The sequence below is a fragment of the Methanomicrobium antiquum genome (genome assembly GCF_029633915.1).
Taxonomy (GTDB): Archaea; Halobacteriota; Methanomicrobia; order Methanomicrobiales; family Methanomicrobiaceae; genus Methanomicrobium; species Methanomicrobium antiquum.
The window spans coordinates 658724-677647 of sequence record NZ_CP091092.1 but is presented as its reverse complement, the minus strand read 5'-3'; the positions used below and the strand labels follow the sequence as shown (position 1 = coordinate 677647).

Annotated in this window: 17 protein-coding genes and 1 tRNA gene; 10 read left to right on the top strand and 8 right to left on the bottom strand. The window is 37.5% G+C overall.

Annotated features, from left to right (window positions below):
* Positions 1 to 347 precede the first annotated feature (347 nt).
* Both L1994_RS03270 and L1994_RS03265 read left to right on the top strand, forming a co-directional pair.
* On the top strand, positions 348 to 1046 hold the full coding sequence (locus tag L1994_RS03270; RefSeq protein ID WP_341275803.1) for an MTAP family purine nucleoside phosphorylase: 699 nt from the start codon (positions 348 to 350) through the stop codon (positions 1044 to 1046).
* Between the two features lie 345 nt (positions 1047 to 1391).
* The gene (locus L1994_RS03265; protein ID WP_278100264.1) at positions 1392 to 2720 is read left to right on the top strand and encodes an amidohydrolase family protein; all 1329 of its coding nucleotides are present in this window, start codon (positions 1392 to 1394) and stop codon (positions 2718 to 2720) included.
* A gap of 629 nt (positions 2721 to 3349) precedes the next feature.
* On the opposite strand, the gene L1994_RS03260 is transcribed toward L1994_RS03265, so the two are convergent.
* Positions 3350 to 5050: an AMP-binding protein gene (locus L1994_RS03260; RefSeq protein ID WP_278100263.1), complete on the bottom strand. Its 1701-nt coding sequence runs from the start codon at positions 5048 to 5050 to the stop codon at positions 3350 to 3352.
* Between the two features lie 207 nt (positions 5051 to 5257).
* Between L1994_RS03260 and L1994_RS03255 the strand changes: the two genes are divergently transcribed.
* Positions 5258 to 5460 (top strand) — tRNA-Trp (locus L1994_RS03255).
* A 157-nt stretch (positions 5461 to 5617) separates the two neighbouring features.
* Positions 5618 to 6814, top strand: coding sequence for a bifunctional 5,6,7,8-tetrahydromethanopterin hydro-lyase/3-hexulose-6-phosphate synthase (locus L1994_RS03250; RefSeq protein WP_278100262.1), 1197 nt, complete (start codon positions 5618 to 5620; stop codon positions 6812 to 6814).
* Between the two features lie 76 nt (positions 6815 to 6890).
* On the opposite strand, the gene L1994_RS03245 is transcribed toward L1994_RS03250, so the two are convergent.
* The 5 genes from L1994_RS03245 to L1994_RS03225 all read right to left on the bottom strand — a co-directional run bounded on the left by L1994_RS03245 (position 6891) and on the right by L1994_RS03225 (position 12162).
* Positions 6891 to 7757, bottom strand: a complete 867-nt coding sequence (locus L1994_RS03245) for an SWIM zinc finger family protein (RefSeq protein WP_278100261.1) — start codon at positions 7755 to 7757, stop codon at positions 6891 to 6893.
* On the bottom strand, positions 7754 to 10789 hold the full coding sequence (locus tag L1994_RS03240; protein ID WP_278100260.1) for a DEAD/DEAH box helicase: 3036 nt from the start codon (positions 10787 to 10789) through the stop codon (positions 7754 to 7756). The genes L1994_RS03245 and L1994_RS03240 overlap by 4 nt, the downstream gene beginning before the upstream one ends.
* A 167-nt stretch (positions 10790 to 10956) precedes the next feature.
* Entirely contained in the window at positions 10957 to 11220 is a 264-nt protein-coding gene (locus tag L1994_RS03235) for a type II toxin-antitoxin system RelE family toxin (protein WP_278100259.1), read from the bottom strand.
* Positions 11221 to 11548: 328 nt separating this feature from the next.
* A complete protein-coding gene (locus L1994_RS03230) occupies positions 11549 to 11953 on the bottom strand; it encodes a type II toxin-antitoxin system VapC family toxin (RefSeq protein WP_278100258.1) in 405 nt (134 codons plus the stop codon).
* Complete coding sequence (locus L1994_RS03225; protein WP_278100257.1) at positions 11950 to 12162, bottom strand: antitoxin VapB family protein; 213 nt, start codon at positions 12160 to 12162, stop codon at positions 11950 to 11952. The genes L1994_RS03230 and L1994_RS03225 overlap by 4 nt, the downstream gene beginning before the upstream one ends.
* 274 nt (positions 12163 to 12436) lie before the next feature.
* On the opposite strand from L1994_RS03225, the gene L1994_RS03220 reads away from it, so the two are divergent.
* Positions 12437 to 12658 carry a type II toxin-antitoxin system HicB family antitoxin gene (locus L1994_RS03220; RefSeq protein WP_278100256.1) on the top strand — a complete coding sequence of 74 codons (222 nt, stop codon included), beginning with the start codon at positions 12437 to 12439 and terminating at the stop codon, positions 12656 to 12658.
* Between the two features lie 184 nt (positions 12659 to 12842).
* Complete coding sequence (locus L1994_RS03215) at positions 12843 to 13025, top strand: hypothetical protein (RefSeq protein WP_278100255.1); 183 nt, start codon at positions 12843 to 12845, stop codon at positions 13023 to 13025.
* A gap of 535 nt (positions 13026 to 13560) precedes the next feature.
* Here the strand turns inward: L1994_RS03215 and hepT are convergent.
* Both hepT and L1994_RS03205 read right to left on the bottom strand, forming a co-directional pair.
* Positions 13561 to 13971 carry a type VII toxin-antitoxin system HepT family RNase toxin gene (gene hepT / locus L1994_RS03210; RefSeq protein WP_278100254.1) on the bottom strand — a complete coding sequence of 137 codons (411 nt, stop codon included), beginning with the start codon at positions 13969 to 13971 and terminating at the stop codon, positions 13561 to 13563.
* Positions 13961 to 14362 (bottom strand): nucleotidyltransferase domain-containing protein, encoded by a 402-nt coding sequence (locus L1994_RS03205; protein WP_278100253.1) that lies wholly within the window; start codon positions 14360 to 14362, stop codon positions 13961 to 13963. Before L1994_RS03205 ends, hepT begins: the two co-directional genes overlap by 11 nt.
* Before the next feature lie 423 nt (positions 14363 to 14785).
* On the opposite strand from L1994_RS03205, the gene L1994_RS03200 reads away from it, so the two are divergent.
* Genes L1994_RS03200 through L1994_RS03185 form a run of 4 tightly spaced genes read left to right on the top strand, consistent with a single transcriptional unit; the run spans position 14786 to position 18920 of the window.
* Positions 14786 to 15388 carry an acyltransferase gene (locus L1994_RS03200; RefSeq protein ID WP_278100252.1) on the top strand — a complete coding sequence of 201 codons (603 nt, stop codon included), beginning with the start codon at positions 14786 to 14788 and terminating at the stop codon, positions 15386 to 15388.
* The gene (locus tag L1994_RS03195) at positions 15385 to 16467 is read left to right on the top strand and encodes a DegT/DnrJ/EryC1/StrS family aminotransferase (RefSeq protein WP_278100251.1); all 1083 of its coding nucleotides are present in this window, start codon (positions 15385 to 15387) and stop codon (positions 16465 to 16467) included. The genes L1994_RS03200 and L1994_RS03195 overlap by 4 nt, the downstream gene beginning before the upstream one ends.
* Complete coding sequence (locus L1994_RS03190; protein WP_278100250.1) at positions 16468 to 17391, top strand: Gfo/Idh/MocA family protein; 924 nt, start codon at positions 16468 to 16470, stop codon at positions 17389 to 17391.
* Entirely contained in the window at positions 17370 to 18920 is a 1551-nt protein-coding gene (locus L1994_RS03185; protein WP_278100249.1) for a nucleotide sugar dehydrogenase, read from the top strand. Before L1994_RS03190 ends, L1994_RS03185 begins: the two co-directional genes overlap by 22 nt.
* Positions 18921 to 18924 lie beyond the last annotated feature (4 nt).

Genomic DNA, 18924 nt, shown 5'->3' with positions numbered 1-18924 from the left:
GTATAAATTGTTTTGGTTGATTACTGCTAAAATCAGGCTCATATAAGTCTTTTTTTTAAAGTTCACATCTACCTGATAAATCTGATTGCATAAATTTTAAAAAAAAACGTTCATGTAACATAATTTAGATGAAGGTTACTTTGTAATTCTAATTGAAAATTTGCATGAAATCAGAATTTCAGGAATGTTTTTTAATGAAAAACAAATCAGGATTTTAATAACAAATCAAATAATAGCAGATAAAAATTTCATTTTTTCTTCATATAACAAAAAAATCTGTCACAAAAAAACCAGTAACTTTTTCTGGTTCTTCAGGATTTTTTAATGCTCTATAAAAACCAACAATTATGAAAGGTGAAAAACAGTCAATGCTTGGAATTTTAGGAGGAACCAGTCTGTTATATGCAGAAATTCCCGAACTGGAGAAAAAAACAGTTGCAACACCATTTGGGCCTGCAGAAGTATACCTTGGAGAAATCGCTCTTTTAATGCGCCACCAGTTTAGAACACCGCCGCATAAAATAAACTTCCCGGCATGCATATCTGCGCTTGCATTATCCGGAGTTGACAAAATAATAGCTTTTGGATCTGTTGGATCACTAAAAGAAGAGATTGAGCCGGGAAGTATAATTCTTCCGGATGATTATTACAGTCCATATTTAATCCCGACAATCCACGACAACGCAATAGGCCATGCCGTACCTTCGGTTGACAAGGAACTTATTAAAAAAATACATGAAAATGTGCCTGACACAATTTCAGGCGGAACATATGTACAGACAGCAGGTCCGCGCTTTGAGACCTCTGCTGAGATTAAGGTGCTTAGTGGTGCAGGAGATGTTGTCGGAATGACAGTTGCAAGCGAGGCGGCGATTGCAAACGAGCTTGAAATTCCGTTTGCTGCAATCTGCTCGGTTGATAATTACTGTAACGGCCTTTGCAGTGATAAGATTTCATATGAGATGATACTTAAAAGATCACAGCAGAACAAAAAGAGAATTGAGGATATTTTAGAGACTGTAATTGATTTGTTTGGCAGTTATTAAATTTTTACAAATGAAATTTTTTGAAATTTTCAGTTCATGAAAAAGATGGTTTATTCAGAAGTTATCATGAAAAAATTCAAAAGTTATAATGAAAAAAACTGCATGATTAAAATTGCCATCACATAAAAAAAGACTCATTAAGGCTTTATGAAACTTTAAATTATCATAACAAACGTCCATTATAATTTTTTTCCCTGCAACAGTTTCATGTAAGTTACAGAGAAATTTCATGTCAAACGCACATGATAAGCTTTTTTCATCATACAAAAAGTGAATGATAAGTTTATCAGGAATTTTGACTTTCATTGCAAATCAAAATAAGGTTTAAAGGAGATTTAAAAACATATGTCTGATAATATGAATGATATTGATATTTTTAATGAAACAGATTCCATACTCATCAAAAAAACGCTTGTAAACGGAAAAATAAAGGACATTTTTGTAAGCGATACCGGAATAATTGAAGAGATTTCTGATAAATACTCAGGAGAATACGGAGAGCCTGAATTTATTATTGACGGAGAATCAACTGTTGCATCACCAGGGTTTTCAAACACACATACGCATTCTGCAATGACTCTTCTTCGCGGATATGCTGATGATATGCACCTTCAGGAGTGGCTTTCTGAAAAAATCTGGCCCCTGGAAGCACACCTTTCAGCTGAAGATGTCTATAACGGGACAATGCTTGCATCAATAGAGATGATACGCAGTGGAACAATTGCCTTTAACGATATGTACTTCTTTATGGAAGAGGCCGCACGTGCAGTTTATGATTCAGGTATAAAAGCGGTCCTCTGCCACGGATTCATAGATTTTGGAAACGAAGAGAAGAGAGAGGCAGAGATAAAAGCAACAGAAAAACTGTGTGAACACATAAAAAGCATGAACAATCCGCGTATAAAAGCCGCAGTCGGACCTCATGCACCATATACTGTATCAAAAGAAGGCCTTCTTTGGTGTTCAGCATATTCGAAAGAAAACGATATTGGAATACATATCCACTTAAGCGAGACCGAACAGGAGGTCAAAGACTGCATCGAACAAAACAACAAAAGACCCTCAAAAGTTCTTGACGAATGCGGATGTCTATCCAAAAGAACAGTTGCGGCGCACGGATGCTGGCTTGATGACTCTGAATGCGAACTTTTAGGAAAAATAGGGGTTTTTGTCGCACACAATCCCGTTTCTAATATGAAACTGGCAGTAAACCGGGCAATGCCATACCAAAAACTCATTGACAGCGGGGTTAATGTAACTCTTGGAACAGACGGATGTTCGTCAAACAACAACTTAGACATTTTAGAAGAGATGAAAACCGCGGCACTTCTTCAGAAGTTCTTCTGGAATTCAGATACTGTTCTTCCGGCTCATGAAACACTTAAAATGGCAACATCGGCAGGCAAAAAAGCTCTTGGCTTTGGAGAGGGAGAACTAAAAACAGGAGCAGAAGCAGATATTGTTCTGATAAACACAAAAACTCCCTGTATGACTCCGCTATTTAACTGGGAATCAAATATTGTGTATTCGGCAAACTCAAACGCTGTTGATACAGTAATCTGCAACGGTCGTGTTTTAATGCATGACGGATTTATTCCAAATGAAGAGGAAATCTGCAAAAAAGCATCTGATTCTGCATACAGTCTTGTAAAAAGGTATAATGATTCATTGTAGAAAAATTACATATTTTAAATTACAGATATCAACTTTTCTTTTTATACAAGATCAGGCTTTTGTAAAATGATAACTTTGCCATTAAATGTTAGTTTAATAATTGTAAATTAAATAAACCCGGAATCCGGATTTTCTAAATTAAATGCCGGATTTAAATTGCCTTTATCATTACAATTCAAAAGTTTTTATAATTAAAAAATTGTTGCAATTCAAAAGTTTATACAATTGAAAAAGTATTGCAATTTAAAATGACATACAATTAAAAAAATTTTAATTCAAAAGCAAATACAATTGAAAAAAATCTTGCAATTCAAAAGTTTATACAATTGAAAAAGTATTGCAATTTAAAAGGACATACAATTAAAAAAAATTTATAATTCAAAAGCAAATACAATTAAAAAAAATTTATAATTCAAAAGTAAATACAATTAAAAAAATCTTGCAATTCAAAAGTATATACAATTAAAAAAATCTTGCAATTCAAAAGTATATACAATTAAAAAAAGATTATAATTTAAAAGAAAATACAATTAAAAAATTCTAAAATTCAAAAGTTTATACAACTAAAAAATAATACAATTTAAAGATTTATACAATTGAAAAAATGTTTTAATTGAAATATAGAATTTTCAGGCTGTCTCGATTGTTGCTTCTTTTTCAAGACCAAGCTCTTTTATTGAAATATCACGCATCTCAAGTTTTCTGATTTTTCCGGAGACTGTCATTGGGAATTCATCAACGAACTTAACATACCTTGGAATCTTATATTTTGCAATCTTTCCATCACAGAATTCCTTAAGTTCTTTTTCAGTCAGGGTCTCTTTATCGCGAAGCTTAACCCAGACCATCAGCTCTTCTCCGTACTTCTCATCAGGAACGCCGATTACGTATGCATCCTCTATCTTTCTGTTTGTGTGGAAAAATTCTTCAATTTCACGCGGATAGATGTTTTCGCCGCCGCGGATGACCATTTCCTTAAGCCTTCCGACAATCTTTACGTAGCCTTCATCATCCATTATTCCAAGATCACCTGTATGATTCCAGCCGTTTGAATCAATGGTCTGGCGTGTTGCACTTGGATTGTTGTAGTAGCATTTCATCACAACATAGCCGCGTGCACAGATTTCTCCTCTTTCTCCACGCGGAACAATTTTTTGTGTCACCGGGTCTATTATCTTTAATTCAACATGAGGAAATGTCCTGCCGACAGTTGTAACCCTTCTATCAAGCGGATCGCCTGTTGTTGTCATTGTAACACCAGGGGATGTTTCGGTCTGCCCGTATACAATTACAATGTCTTTCATGTTCATCTTCTCATTGACCTGCTTCATGTATTCCACCGGGCATGGCGACCCTGCCATAATTCCGGTTCTTAGAGTATCATATCTGTATTTATTGAAATTCGGATGTTTTAGCTCGGCAATAAACATTGTGGGAACGCCATGAAGAGCTGTGCATTTTTCGCTATCAACAGTCTTTAAAACAGCTTCGGCATCAAAAGCAGGTGAAGGAATGACCATAGTTGTTCCATGAGTTACACATGCAAGATTTGACAAAACCATCCCGAAACAGTGATAAAAAGGAACAGGAATACAAAGTTTGTCCTTTTCAGTAAAGCCCATTCCGGAGCCGATTGTATAACCGTTATTTAAAACGCTGTGGTGCGTTAATACAACACCTTTTGGATAACCGGTTGTTCCGGACGTATACTGAATGTTTATTGGATCATCAAAATTAAGAGTTGATTCCCGCTCCTTTAACTCATCCTGGCTGACATTTATACCCTTTGATAAAAACTCATCCCACGTGAACATTCCGTTGTAGGGAATGTTTCCCATAAAGACAACGTTTCTTAAAAACGGAAATTTCTCTGTTGATATTCTGCCCGGGCGTGACTCAATTACTTCAGGACATGCCTCATAGAGCATTCCTACATAGTCAGATTTTTTGAATCTGCCCTGAAGAATCAGTGTGTGAACTTCGGCCTGTTTTAGTGCATATTCAAGCTCAAATGTCCTGTATGCCGGATTAATGTTTACCATTATCGCACCGCATTTAGCGGTTGCAAACTGAACTACAACCCATTCGGCATAGTTCATTGCCCAGATACCCACGCGGTCGCCCTTGTTGACTCCAAGTGACATAAGACTTCGTGCAAGCTCATCCACTTTCTGCAGGAATTCGCTGTACGTCCACCTTATGTTCTGGTCAACCGCGACCAGAGCATCGTTGTCAGGATATCTGCTTACGATATTTTCAAGCATCTCCCCGATGGTCTCACCAATCAGGGGTACATCCGACAAACCACTCGCGTAGCTTATCTTAGCCATATTCATATAAGTATGTAAAAAATAGAAATTATATTTGACGGAATAGTTCTCAGAAAGATACTTTTTTTAGATCTTAAATTCTCATTCTGTTTTTTTTAATACCTGACTTTTTAAAAACAGCCGGATATGCAGATTTTTTTAGAGCAATATCAAAATTCTTAAATTGTATTCCATCTAAAACTAGTTGCAATCCTTAAAAAACATTTAGGGGTCGTGGCCTAGTCCGGCATGGCGACGGGCTCCAACGGTCTTTGCGTATGATGAACAATGGGTCTGCTGAGGAGAAATCCTGTGATGATCCGTTGGAGCGCTGATGCAATTGATTTGCACTTTGATGAATACAGCGTTTTAAACTATAGCGCATGTTCGGAGAGACCCGTCGATCGTGAGTTCAAATCTCACCGACCCCACTTTTACTAAAAACGCTCATGAAATTATCGTTTCATGCAACAATTTTATGTCAGTTACGAAATAACTTTCATGTAAATTTCAATCAATTATGAAGAACTGTAAGCTTACTATTTTTTACCAGTAAAACCCATATCTAAGACAGGTAGGAAACCTGATATGTATTTAATAGGAGAAGCACTCGAAGGTGAAGGCGCAGAGCTTGCGCACATAGATCTTTTAATCGGCGATAAAACAGGTCCGGTTGGAATGGCATTTGCAAATGCGGCATCACAGCTCTCAGCCGGACACACCCCGCTTTTGGCTGTAGTAAGGCCAAATCTTTTAACAAAGCCTGCAACACTCATCATTCCAAAAGTGACACTCAAACATGAGGCACAGGTCAATGCAATGTTTGGCGCAGTTCAGGCCGCGGTTGCAAAGGCTGTTGCTGATTCATATGAAGAAGGAATGTTTGACAACCGCGAATGCGACCCTGAAGAGATGGTTCTTTTGGTCAGCGCATTCCTCCATCCTGATGCAAAGGACTACAACCGCATATACCGCTACAACTATGGTTCAACAAAGCTTGCAATTGAGCGTGCATTTGAAAAATTCCCTGACAAGGCTACACTTATTAAGGAAAAAGACCGTGCAGGACATGCTGTTATGGGATTCAAGGTTCACAGACTCTGGGATCCGCCATACCTCCAGGTCGCTATGGATCTTGTTGACATGGCATCGGTTGAGAGAGTGCTTACATCTGTTCCCAAAAACGATCATGTGTTAATTGAGGCAGGAACTCCGTTAATCAAACAGTTCGGACTTTCAGTAATCGACAGCATCAGAAAGATAAGGCCTGACGCATTCATTATAGCTGATCTTAAAACACTCGATACAGGAAACCTTGAGGCAAGGATGGCTGCTAACGCCTCGGCAGACGCTGTTGTAGTATCAGGACTTGCTCCAATATCAACAATTGAAAAATTCATAAAAGAGGCAAGAAAGACAGGCATATACTCTGTTATTGATATGTTGAATGTTGACAAGCCTGCAGAACTTATAAAAGAGCTTGCAAAATTAAATGCTGTTCCAAGCATTGTTGAGATGCACCGTGCAATCGACAACGAATCAACAGAATACAACTGGGGAGATATTCCGGCAATCAAAAAGGCCGCCGGCGGAAAGCTTCTTGTTGCAACCGCAGGCGGTATACGCCAGCATGTTGTAAAGACAGCTCTTAAGTCAGGCGCTGATATTATTGTTGTCGGCCGTGCAATCACAGCAAGCAAGAATATTTCAGATGCGGCAGAGCAGTTCCTTGAGGAATTAAACAAGGAAGAGATTGATCAGTTCAGAATTATGACTGATTTCTAAATATTTTTTTTCTACATCCCAGACATTTTAAGGATTTATTTTGTAAATTAGCGGTTTTAATAACTAAATAAAGGATTTATTGTATTTTTTTAAGAATCATTTCTGCATGACCGGCACATTTATTCTTAATTCTCATAATATCAGAAGCCGTTTTTTCAAAACTATTATACATTGAGAATTTTTCTCCAAGAGACAGGTACAATTCATCCGATGCTGATTTCAGGGCATTTCTTTTCAGATCACAGCAAAAAATTCCGGCTGAGAATAAATCTTCACCAGGATTCCAGAAATTCTCTTTATTAACCGAGTATACTATTGGAGACTCAGAAACTCCGCCTTTAGCTTGTCCAAACTTTATCCCTGATACCTCCATCATCAGACTTTTGCTGTCAAACCCTGCAAGCGTATACAAAAGTTTTGGGTCATTATCAAGCATCTCAGCCATCAGAAACAAAACGGCATGTGCATGTTTGCAGAAGTCTGAATAGTCAGGACACGAACATGACGGTGAAAAATCTGTTTCTTCCGGAATCAATACAAATCCGGTATTTTCTTCAATAGTTTCTACAAAATCCTCTGAAAAATTTTCAGGACTGGTGTTTAGAAACTCTGAAAAATTTTCTGCAAGAAATGATACCAGATTTTCCTTATAACCTGAATTTTTCTCTGCATGACCAAACATTATCTTAATTTCATATGGGGTTTTCATTGTTCCCTGAACATATGCTTTTACAAGACCCGGAGTAATAGAGATAGAGATTATCTGACCACTTCGTGCATAATTCTTACCACGGGACACTTTAGTGTCACTGCTGTATGGAAGGTAATTATTCTGAATTTTTTTTGTCCACCAGGATGTGCCGATATTACCTCTTTTACTTTCAACCTTAAGCCCTCCTTTTACCTCATAAGGTCTGTTATTTGTATAATAATACCAGCTCATATAAGCTCATCCCCGGCAATACTAAGAGATAATATTTCTCTTATCTCATCATTTGAAAGAGTAGTAAGCCAATTATCCCCGGGAGTTAAAACCTTATCAGCAAGATCTTTTTTTCTCTCAATCATCTGATCTATCTTCTCCTCTAATGTTCCGGATGCTACCATCAGATGCACCTGAACATTTTTATCCTGCCCAATCCGAAATGCCCTGTCTGTTGCCTGTGACTCAACAGCCGGATTCCACCACCTGTCAATATGAAAAACATGTGATGCGGCGGTCAGGTTTAATCCGGTTCCTCCTGCTTTTAGAGAAAGAATGAATATCCCGGGACCCGGTGTTTTCTGGAAAAGCTCAACCATCTGCTCTCTTTTTTTCCTGCGGATTTTACCATGTATGATATATACCGGCACACCTGCTGAAGTCTTTAAGTAATCACCAAGCATATCTGCAAAAGTGGCATACTGGGTGAAAATAAGGGCTTTTTCATTATTGGCACAAACCTCCTCAAGCATCTCTGTGAGCCTGTCAAGCTTTCCGGATCTTCCTTTTTTTAACCTGTCTTCCTTTAGAAATAGTGCAGGATGGTTACATATCTGCTTTAGTTTTGTAAGAGCACTCAACACTCTGCCTTTTCTCTCAATTCCGCCGGACTCTTCTATCTCTCCAAGCATCTCAGAAACAGCGGCAGTATAAAGTGCGGCCTGCTCCCCTGATAGCGGGCAATATACCTTCATCTCCATCTTATCGGGAAGATCTGCAATAACTGTCTTATCAGCCTTCAGCCTTCTTAGCATAAAGGGCCGGATAAGACGCCTTAATTTTTCAGCGGATCCCTCTTTAAGCCCGGATTCACCAAATGTTAATTTATATTCGGCGTAACTTCCAAGATAACCCGGATTTAAAAAGTCCATTATTGACCAGAGTTCCAAAAGGCGGTTTTCAACCGGAGTTCCGGTGAGAGCCAGTCTTTTTTCTGATTTGAGTTTTCTAACAGCTTTTGACTGTTTTGTCCTGTGATTTTTGATATTCTGGGCTTCGTCAAGGACAACCAAATCCCAGTCAATAGCAGATATGAACTCCTCATCCCTCTGCACCAGATGGTAGGTCGTAAGAATTATTCTGTGATTTTTTATGGCCTTTTTAAAATCATCACTCTTTTCTCTTGATGTTCCGTGATGGATGTATACATCTTCTTCAGGCAGAAATACAGTTATCTCTCTCTTCCAGTTTCCAAGAACAGACATTGGCGCAATGATTAATGTCTGCTTTGTTTTTTCCGGAGATAAAGCGAGATACGCAATTAGCTGAATTGTTTTTCCAAGCCCCATATCATCTGCAAGACATACTCCAAATCCAAATTCTAACATATAAGACAGCCAGCACATGCCCCTTTCCTGATAGGGTCTTAATGTCCCCTTAAATGTCTGCGGAACTTTTGCATCGGGGATTTTCCCGGGCTCTCTTATTACAGCAAGCATATCTCCAAAACGGCCTTTTGCCTCAATTTCAATATCAGTCTCGGCCTCAAGCCTGAGAAGCCCGGCAGATGACAGAATATTTTCAGGATGCCTTTTTTTAAGATAATTTATCTGCTTCTCAATATTTTCTATATCAAGTCGTATCCAGTTGCCCTGATATTTTATGACAGGGATTTTTTGTCTGACAAGCTCTTCAAATTCTTCTGCTGAAATCTTTGTACTGCCTATAGCCGCTTCCCATCTAAACCCGGCAAGAGAATTTGCTGAGAAGAGAGTGTCTTCATATGGCTCTGCTGAAATTTTCATCAGGGGCTTTTTTGCAGGGGATTTCCACCAGGATGGCACTTCAACAGTAAAATTTTCTTCCTCAAACAGACCGGCATAGTTTAGTAGAAAATCAAAGGCGTCATCTGAACTTATAACTAAAGGTTCGCAGTACATCGTCTGTAAACTCTTCTTTAATTTAAGGTACAACTCTGATGCACGGTTTATGAGGGAGAATAATTCGGCCTTTGAATAGTGATTTAATTCAGGATTATTGAATATTTCATCAGGATTTATTATATCCCCGGGAGAATTTCCGGTTAAAAATCCATAAGAGACAAGCCAGTCTGCATAAATATCTTCAGGATTACAGCTTAGCCTTATCAATGGTGTGTATTTTTCAGATATTGTTTGTTCAGAATCTGTTTTAAGGAAAAATTTATCTATTTCAGTTAATGAAAGCAGATTTTCTGCTCTCCTTGCAAAATTACCTGTTTTATACTCATCAGATGTGAACTGACTCCTTTCTCCCCGAAGGCATTCGATAAACTGCTTCTCAGGAGAAGTTTTATTGTCAATTTTCTTCTCTTTTCTGTTTAATCCTGAATTTTTGCCAAGTGATTCTCCAAGAGTGCCTGCAATTACTGCACCAAAAAACGAATCAAGTGTATCTTCGGCAGATTTGCCGGACGGAAGTGCGGCAATTGGCGCTGATCTTTTAAGGAGTTCGTAATAGTTTCTGATTTCTTTACCAATAATCAGAGCTTTCCATCCGACCATTGTTTTTTCCGGATAATTGTATGTTATCTTTGGAAATATGAGTCCTGCAGAACAGAGATTTATTATAAAAAAATAGGCAAGCCGCCAGTATTCAAGCGTGCTTTTGTCAGGGACATATGAGTCGGGATTGATTTTTCCAAAAAGAGTATGAATATCAACAGGGTTTAACATAAGGGAAGGAACAGTTACTTCTCTCCATTCAACATTATCAGGTATATTCTCATGCGAACTGAAGGGTATATTTTGCTTTACAGGAAGAGTTATTGTATGACTGCCGGTATTGGCTTTTATAATTACATCAGGCAGGATTTTTTCAAGTAAGCTTAATAAAGTGCCCGGTGTTGCAGAAAAAGGATGAAGGATATTCCTGCCCTTTTTTGATTCAGGCATATTGTTTAAGCGTGATTTATCTTCTCCCCATATAACAAGGCATTCATCTTCTATGCTCCAGAATGAATGAAGAAAAACACCTGGTGCTTCAGATGATTCCTTATTAATAGTATCCTTCAATTAATTCCTCCGTTCATATGTACCTTTTATGACCCAGGCGTCTGTTGACAGTAATTTTTCTGAGAATGGGTGATAAAATATATATCACTTGTACATTTTTAGTAATATCTATAATATTTCAGATAAAAAAAATCACTTATTGCGCCTGTATATGGCTGAATTATATATTACATCCTGCTATACTTTTTATGTGCCTGTTCAATTATCATAACATCATGGACAAGGACTACATGACTCTCATTGTATATTTTATAAAATATTGTATAGCTTCTTCGAATATGAAGCCTGAGTTTTTCTTTATCGTTGCCCGCACCCGGCCACGGGTTATTTTCAAGGCTTTTAAGTGCATCAAAAATTATTCTCCGGGTTTTTTCCGGCAGTAGATTTATAGCCTCAGCTGATTTGTGTTTGATTAAACCATAAATCCTCAAATTATTATCTCCGACAAAGGAACAAAGTCATCTTCCAACATAGAATGCTCAACATCCTCAACAAGACGACGCTTTTTTTTAGCTTCAATCATCTCACATTGTTAATCTGATCTTTCGGTTTCATCTCTAAAAGCTCTTTTCCAGATATTTTTTGGTAACAGGTATTCTTTTAGTAAGATTCATAACAAATATTGTAAATATTAAAATTATTCATAATACAAATAATACACACAGAAATTTGAGTTCTCATTATTTCAGGATACAGAGAAATCAACATATTAATCTGATACCGGATTATTTTCAGGAGACTATGGCCTTATCACTGACATTAAAATCTGTCAGCATCTTTGTAAAAACAGGCTTTAAGATCAGTATAATCTCCGATAATTCCAAAATCCTTATCAGCAGTTGCAATACCTGTTGCGCCGTTTGTTAATGCAATCCCTGCGATAAGGATGTCCATAACATTGACAGGTTTTCCTGATGCTGAAAGCCTGGCGGCAATGGAACTTGATTCTTCAGCGGCGGCAATCGTATAATCAAGAACAGGCGTCTGTGAAAAAAAATCCCTGAAAAATTCTTCTTCTTTACGTGCATGAGTCCTTTTTACTCCTGCTATAATTTCATGATAAGATATTGCAGTTATTGTGTAAACACGATCGTCAATAAGTGCCCGTGTTTCAGGCACACCTTTGAAGAAATCAATTAGAAAGGAAGTATCAAGAACAATCATATACGCGACCTTGCATTTCGGCGGCTTTCAATAGTATATTCTGCAATTTCATCAAGTAGGGAACTTTCGGCAAGGGCACCGAAGAATCTGTCAGGTGCTGAACTTCTTGACTTTAATAGAAGGTCTATAACATCGGAAAAGCTCATATCCGGCTCCTTTATCCTTTTTAGATCTTTATATGTTGAGTCTTTAATTGTAATTGTTTTCATGCATTCGTGTATGCATGCATGATATAATATATTTATGCTGATTTTTTAAAAGAGCAATAAACCAGTCAATCCGGCCAGAGATTAAATTCATTTATCGCTATTCATTTGACACCATTCATTTATGACAGATGTTTTCATTTTCTTAGAATAGGAGTCCGTCCAGACAGAAAATAAAGGCAACTGGATACACTCAGTCAGGTTACAAAACAGTAATGAAAACTGTAATATTTATGTAGAATATTAAATATCGCACAGTTATTTTAGAGGTTAAAAAATGATTCAGTTTAAAGTTCTTCTTGAAAAAGATGAGGATGGTTTTTTTACCGCAACTGTTCCATCCCTTCCAGGATGCATCTCACAGGGTAGGACTAAAGAAGAGGCAAAGGAAAATATAAAAGAAGCAATAGAACTTCATCTGAAATCCCTTGCAGAAGAAGGAATTCCCTTAAGACCGGAGGATGGTCTGACTGAAGCTTTTGTCGCAGTAAATGTATGAATAATAAAATTCCGGTTTTGTCAGGAGAACAGGTTATAAAGGCTTTATCTAAAGCAGGATATTATATTCAATGACCAATATTCTGTTGGTCTTTGTCACTATAGTCATAAGTTGATATATGCGCAAGATTAATGTGTGTAAAATAAATTCGGGATAATACAACTACAGAAATTAAGAGATAAATATGAAAAGAGATATCAAAGAGATTAAAAATAAGATTTTACGGACTTATGATAAACCTGACGTCCTTATTGATGAAAAGGAAACTGTCGGACTTATGAAACTATCAGATAAGTCTCTTAGGAAATTTCTGGAAGATGAACCTGATCGATATTCTGTTTCTGATCTAAAGGTTGTGTATAAATGAAAGGTAATATTGTTCTGGTTCCTTTTTTTCCCAAATAACTGAACGAATCCAAAATACGTCTTTTTAGTTAATGAAAGATTTTACATATAAAATAATACAATCATCTTTTTTTGAATAGTCAGTTTTTCTTTTGAGACCTCTCCTGTAATAGCAATAGCCAGAGATTATTTTAAGATACTTGTAAAAACAAATATGCCTCTAAAAAGTAATTATCTGCTTAGAGGAATTTCATATGTCACACAATCACCTTTTATACACAGTAATGATGGAAAAGAATGCAGACGGAGGATATACTGTAACCAGTGCCATCTCTGCCGGGATGTATCAGTGAGGGTTCAGATGCAGGCACTGGCAAATATCGATGAGGCCATTGCCGGTTATATTGAAGTTGCAAAAAAACTTGGAAAGCCAATTGCGGTTGCAAGTAACTGTCCCAATCCAATCAAAAAAAATTCTTTCATTATTAATTTCAGTTTTTTTCTCAGAATAAACACTTATGATTTATCAAATAACCTAATATCAAATCTAATAATAATCAATATTTTTCACAGAAAGAGCGGGTTATTATTCCGATGTCTTTGAAGATTGATTCATAATTAATATAGATCTCATCAAGAATCAACGTGTCATATGTATGTACTATAGCATTTCTAAGACCATTTAATCTTCTAAGTGTGTTATATTCATCCTCATTAATAAGTTCGTTTTCAAATAATGAGGCTATTCTTTCATAATCACCGACATTTTTCCTTTTACTTCTGCATGTTTCAATTATTATTGCCATATCGACAAGTGCCTCAATTGCTGTATGAATTCCATAAAGAATAGCCATCTGCAGTATTTCATCATTCTTGAAAATCTCAGGACTTTCAGGTTTGTTCTCTCTTAAAAATCTGAGTTTCCCAATTATAAATTCAGTTTTACGGGATATTTTGTCATGCGGCATTTATTACTGCCCCGAGTTCATTTAACAGTTCTTTTCTTGTTTTCTTCACCGGAGTATATTTGAGAGATTGGGTCAGATATTTCTTTAATTCTTCAGGATTGTCACAGTAGGCAATGATATAATCTTTTGATATCTCATATTTCAGACTATCATCACAACTTTCAAAGATTACCACATCATATTCATCCATTTTCACATTTTCATAAATGTTATTGTATAATATTCCCCCCTCTATTTTTCTTTCTTTTAGCACGATGCAGACATCAATATCAGAGCATAGACAATTTTCTCCGCGTGCATATGAGCCAAAAATCAATACAGCAAAACAACTGTCTCTGATAAATATAAAGTCCTCTCTTACTTTTTTTATTATTCTGTCCAGTGTTTCCATCGTTTCTGTCTCCTCTGCTTTTAAAAAGTTCATGAAACTAATATTTCATATAACAGTTTTATAAAATTTATGAGTTTATAGAGTCTAAAGGATTAAAAATTATCTGCCTGTAGATAAGAGATATATCTCTCATTAATGTCAATAAAGGTATCTTTTCTGACGATTGATGTATGACCAGTCAATCCATTACCAATTTGACCAGACATTAGATTCATTTATCGCTATTCATTTAACACCATTCATTTATGACAGATGTTTTCATTCTTTTATAAGGGTTTTAGAAAGACCAATGAATACTATTTTATGACATGCACACAAAACTTCATATGTGATATGCAAAGGTTGTGTCATATCATGGATATTAAGTAAAAAAATATTCAGCTAAAAACTTCATTAATTAATACCTGGGGGGGCATATATTCAATGAAAAAGGATAATCCCGATAATTACGGGATTAACAAAATAGGCGAGGGGGGGCATATCTTTGAAGATGTGGCTCTTGGATTTCCATCAAAGGAAAACCTTAAAAAAAACTCTTTTAATGGCGTCACAATTGGAAAAAACTGTGTAATTAGACCAGGCACAGTTATTTACTGCGATGTTTTTATCGGAGATAACTTCTCATCCGGACATGACGTCATGGTTCGTGAGAAAACTGTTATTGGCGATAATGTTTCTGTTGGAAGCAGATGTATAATTGAAGGAAACTGTTCAATAGGAAGCAATGTTTCTCTGCAGAGTCTTGTATATATTCCAACCAACGTTGTTATTGAAGATGATGTCTTCATAGGGCCAAATGCAGTTTTAACAAACGATCAATATCCTCCAAATGGAGAAATCAAAGGTCCGGTTATAAAAAAAGGAGCATCAATTGGTGCCAATGCAACAATTCTTCCGGGAGTAATAATAGGAGAAGGCTCACTTGTTGGTGCCGCCTCTGTTGTTACAAAAAACGTTCCGGCAAAAACACTTGCAGTCGGAAACCCTGCAAGATTTAAACCACTTCCGGCAGGTGCTAAAAAATGATAAATATAGCACAGCCTGCACTTGGAGGAGAAGAGATTGCCGCGGCAAATGAGGTTTTCCGCTCAGGAATGCTTGCACAGGGAAAAATAACAGAAGAGTTTGAGAAAAATTTTGCTAAATACTGCGGTGTATCATACGCTACAGGTCTTAATTCCGGAACAGCCGCTCTTCACATGGGCCTTTTGGCGCTTGGAATCGGCAAAGGTGACGGGGTGATAGTTCCTTCCTTTACATTTATTGCAACAGCAACATCTGTTAGCATGTGCGGTGCAAAACCTGTTATTGTGGATGTTTTAGAAGAGAGCTACACAATTAATCCTGATGAGGTTTTGGAAAATTTATCAGATAAAACAAAAGCAGTCATCGGAGTGCACCTCTTTGGACAACCCTTTGATGTGAAGTCACTGGATGATATCTGCAAAGACAAGGGAATTTTTTTAATCGAAGATGCCGCACAGTCTCACGGAGCGATATATGATTCGAAAAAAGTCGGAGGACTTGGAGATTTAGGCTGTTTCTCATTTTATCCGACAAAGAATATGACAACAATCGAAGGAGGAATGGTAACAACCAATGACAAAGAAGCTGACTCCAAACTAAAAAGACTGATAAATCACGGTCAAAGCGCTAAATATCTCCATACCGAACTTGGATACAACATGCGAATGTCAAATGTATCAGCCGCCATAGGAAACGTTCAGCTCTCAAAGCTTGACGGGATGAATAAAAAAAGAGCAAAGAATGCAGAGATTCTATGTAAAGAAATCAATGTACCAGGTCTTAAAAAACCGTTTTGCAGGGATAATTCAAAACATGTCTGGCACCAGTATGTACTTGAAATAGCCAAAAACTTCCCTCTGACCCGTGATGAGTTTAGAGATTATCTCTTCGATAAAGGAATCGGAACTGCAGTTCATTATCCCATTCCTGTGCACAAACAGCCCCTTTATGAGAACTCAGGATATAAATGTCCGGTTTCTGAGGAGCTTTCATCAAGTGTTTTGAGCCTTCCTGTACATCCGGGAGTTTCAGAAGAGGAGTGCAGATTCATTGCAAAAGTCATAAACCAGGTGGCATAAATGGATGTCGGAGTAATCGGCACCGGCATCATGGGAAAAAACCATGCACGCATATATTCAGAGTTAAAAGGTGTTGATTCTGTAAAGGTCTTTGATTTGAATGAAAAATCTGCAAAATCTGTTGCAGAAACGATTGAAGGTGAGGCAGTAACATCAGTTGAAAAACTTCTGAAAGGAGTTGACTGTGTCAGTATGTGTGTCCCGACACCATATCATTTTGAGACAGCTAAAAGAGTGGCTGATTTTGGTGTTGGAATGCTTATTGAAAAACCAATATGCTTAAATTCAAAAGAAGGAGATGAACTCCTAAAAATTTTTCCAAAAGATCTGATTGTAGGAGTAGGTCATATTGAAAGATTTAATCCAATAATCAGTGAAATTCTAAGAATAATTACAAATCCAATTTATATTGAAATTCAAAGGCATAATCCTGCATCTGCAAGGGTTACCGGAAGTTCTGTTCTGGAAGATCTGATGATCCATGATATTGATTTGATTCAGAATATGTTTACAGACAAAAAATGCAGAATTGCCGGATGCTCCGGAAATTTTGATGTTTTTTCAGCCCTTTTTGAATCAAACGGAACTACAATATCACTCTCTGCAAGCAGAAAATCATCTAAAAAAATCCGCTCCATGTATGTTGAAGAAGAAGAGTTTACAGTAGAGGGCGATTTTATGTCAAGAGATGTCTATATCCACAGAAAACCTGAGAACTACTCAATTGAACATGACAGATACGTACAGGAAAATATCGTTGAAAAAGTTTTGGTAAACAAAGATGAACCGCTAAAAGTCGAATTGAAAACTTTCATCGACTGCATCAAAACAGGAAAACAATTTCCTGTAACACCACAACAGGCCAATGACAATCTAAAGACATGTGAAGAGCTGAAGAGAAGATGCCATCTGAAGGAAGCATAAATTTTTTTAAGCCTGTTGAAAAAATTGGCGTTATTGGAATGGGTTATGTCGGGATTCCTTCTGCAGTCTTATTTGCAGATGTACCTCATTTTAAGAAGGTATACGGATTTCAGAGGAATTCAGAGTCGTCAGGATATAAGATTGACATGCTCAATTCCGGCATTAGTCCTCTTAAAGGGGATGAGCCGGGACTAAAAGATCTTTTGAAAAAAGTTGTTTCTGAGAATAAATTTGAGTGTACATCTGATTTTTCAAAAATTTCTGAATGTGATGTAATAACACTTGCAATACAGACTCCCTTTAAAAACCGCGATTCTTTGATTCCTGATTTTACACCATTAAAAGACGGTCTTGAAAAAACCGGACGATATATGTCAAAAGGCTCTTTAGTTGTTTTGGAATCAACAATTACTCCCGGAACAACAGAAGGAATGGCTAAAGAAATTCTTGAGACAGAGTCAGGCCTTGTTGCAGGAAAGGATTTTTTCCTTGCACATGCACCGGAAAGGGTTATGGTTGGAAGATTATTGCAGAATATCCGTGAGCACGACAGAATTGTCGGCGGTATCAGTAGTTATAAACCCAGTGATTCCGGAGAAAAATTAATTTTGGACGGCCCTGACTCACCGAGCACAAAGCGTGCGATTGAATTATATTCACCAGTCCTTACAAAAGGAAAGATAATCCCTATGAGTGCAACGGCAGCGGAAGTGACAAAGACTGCCGAGAACACATTCCGGGATTTACAGATTGCCGCGGCAAACCAGCTTGCACTTTACTGCGAGGCTATGGGAATTAACTTCTATGACGTTTTCAGAGGTGTTGATTCACTGAAGGGTGAAGGAATTACACGTGCAATGCTTCTTCCCGGTGCCGGTGTCGGAGGACACTGCCTGACAAAGGATACTTATCATCTTGAAAGAGGTATTAAAATTGCCGCTGAAAATTCTGCTAAGATTGCTAACACCGGCCTGAATGCCGGATCCCCTGATCCTCTTGATTTCCCAAAAGGAAAGGATTCACTCTATGTTCTTGCAAGGCAGATTAACGACTTCATGCCGCATCATATGCTTACCCTTACCAAGTCTGCTCTCAGACGTGCCGGAAAAGATATTAAAGGCTCTAAGATTGCACTTCTCGGCTGGGCGTTTCTCGCAAACTCTGATGATGCAAGGGACACTCCCTCTGAAGTCTATTACAATCTCTGCAAAGAAGAAGGTGCATGTGTTTTTATACACGACCCTCATGTCCTGAAATATCCGGGTGTTGAGATTTCACAGTCACCTGAAGATGTTTTAAAAGGTGCGGATGCGGTTGCAATTCTTGCAGGGCATCGGGAATATTATCAAATGAGACCTGAGATTATCAGCGGTCTGATTAATCTTAAGAATGGAAATCCGGTAATAATTGACGGAAGGAACGTGATTTTGCCTGACGCCTGGATTGACAAAGGTTTTGTTTATAAGGGGATTGGACGAGGGGATAAGAATGGTCATCCGGTTCGCTTAGATATTCCCACAGGGGGGTGAATGA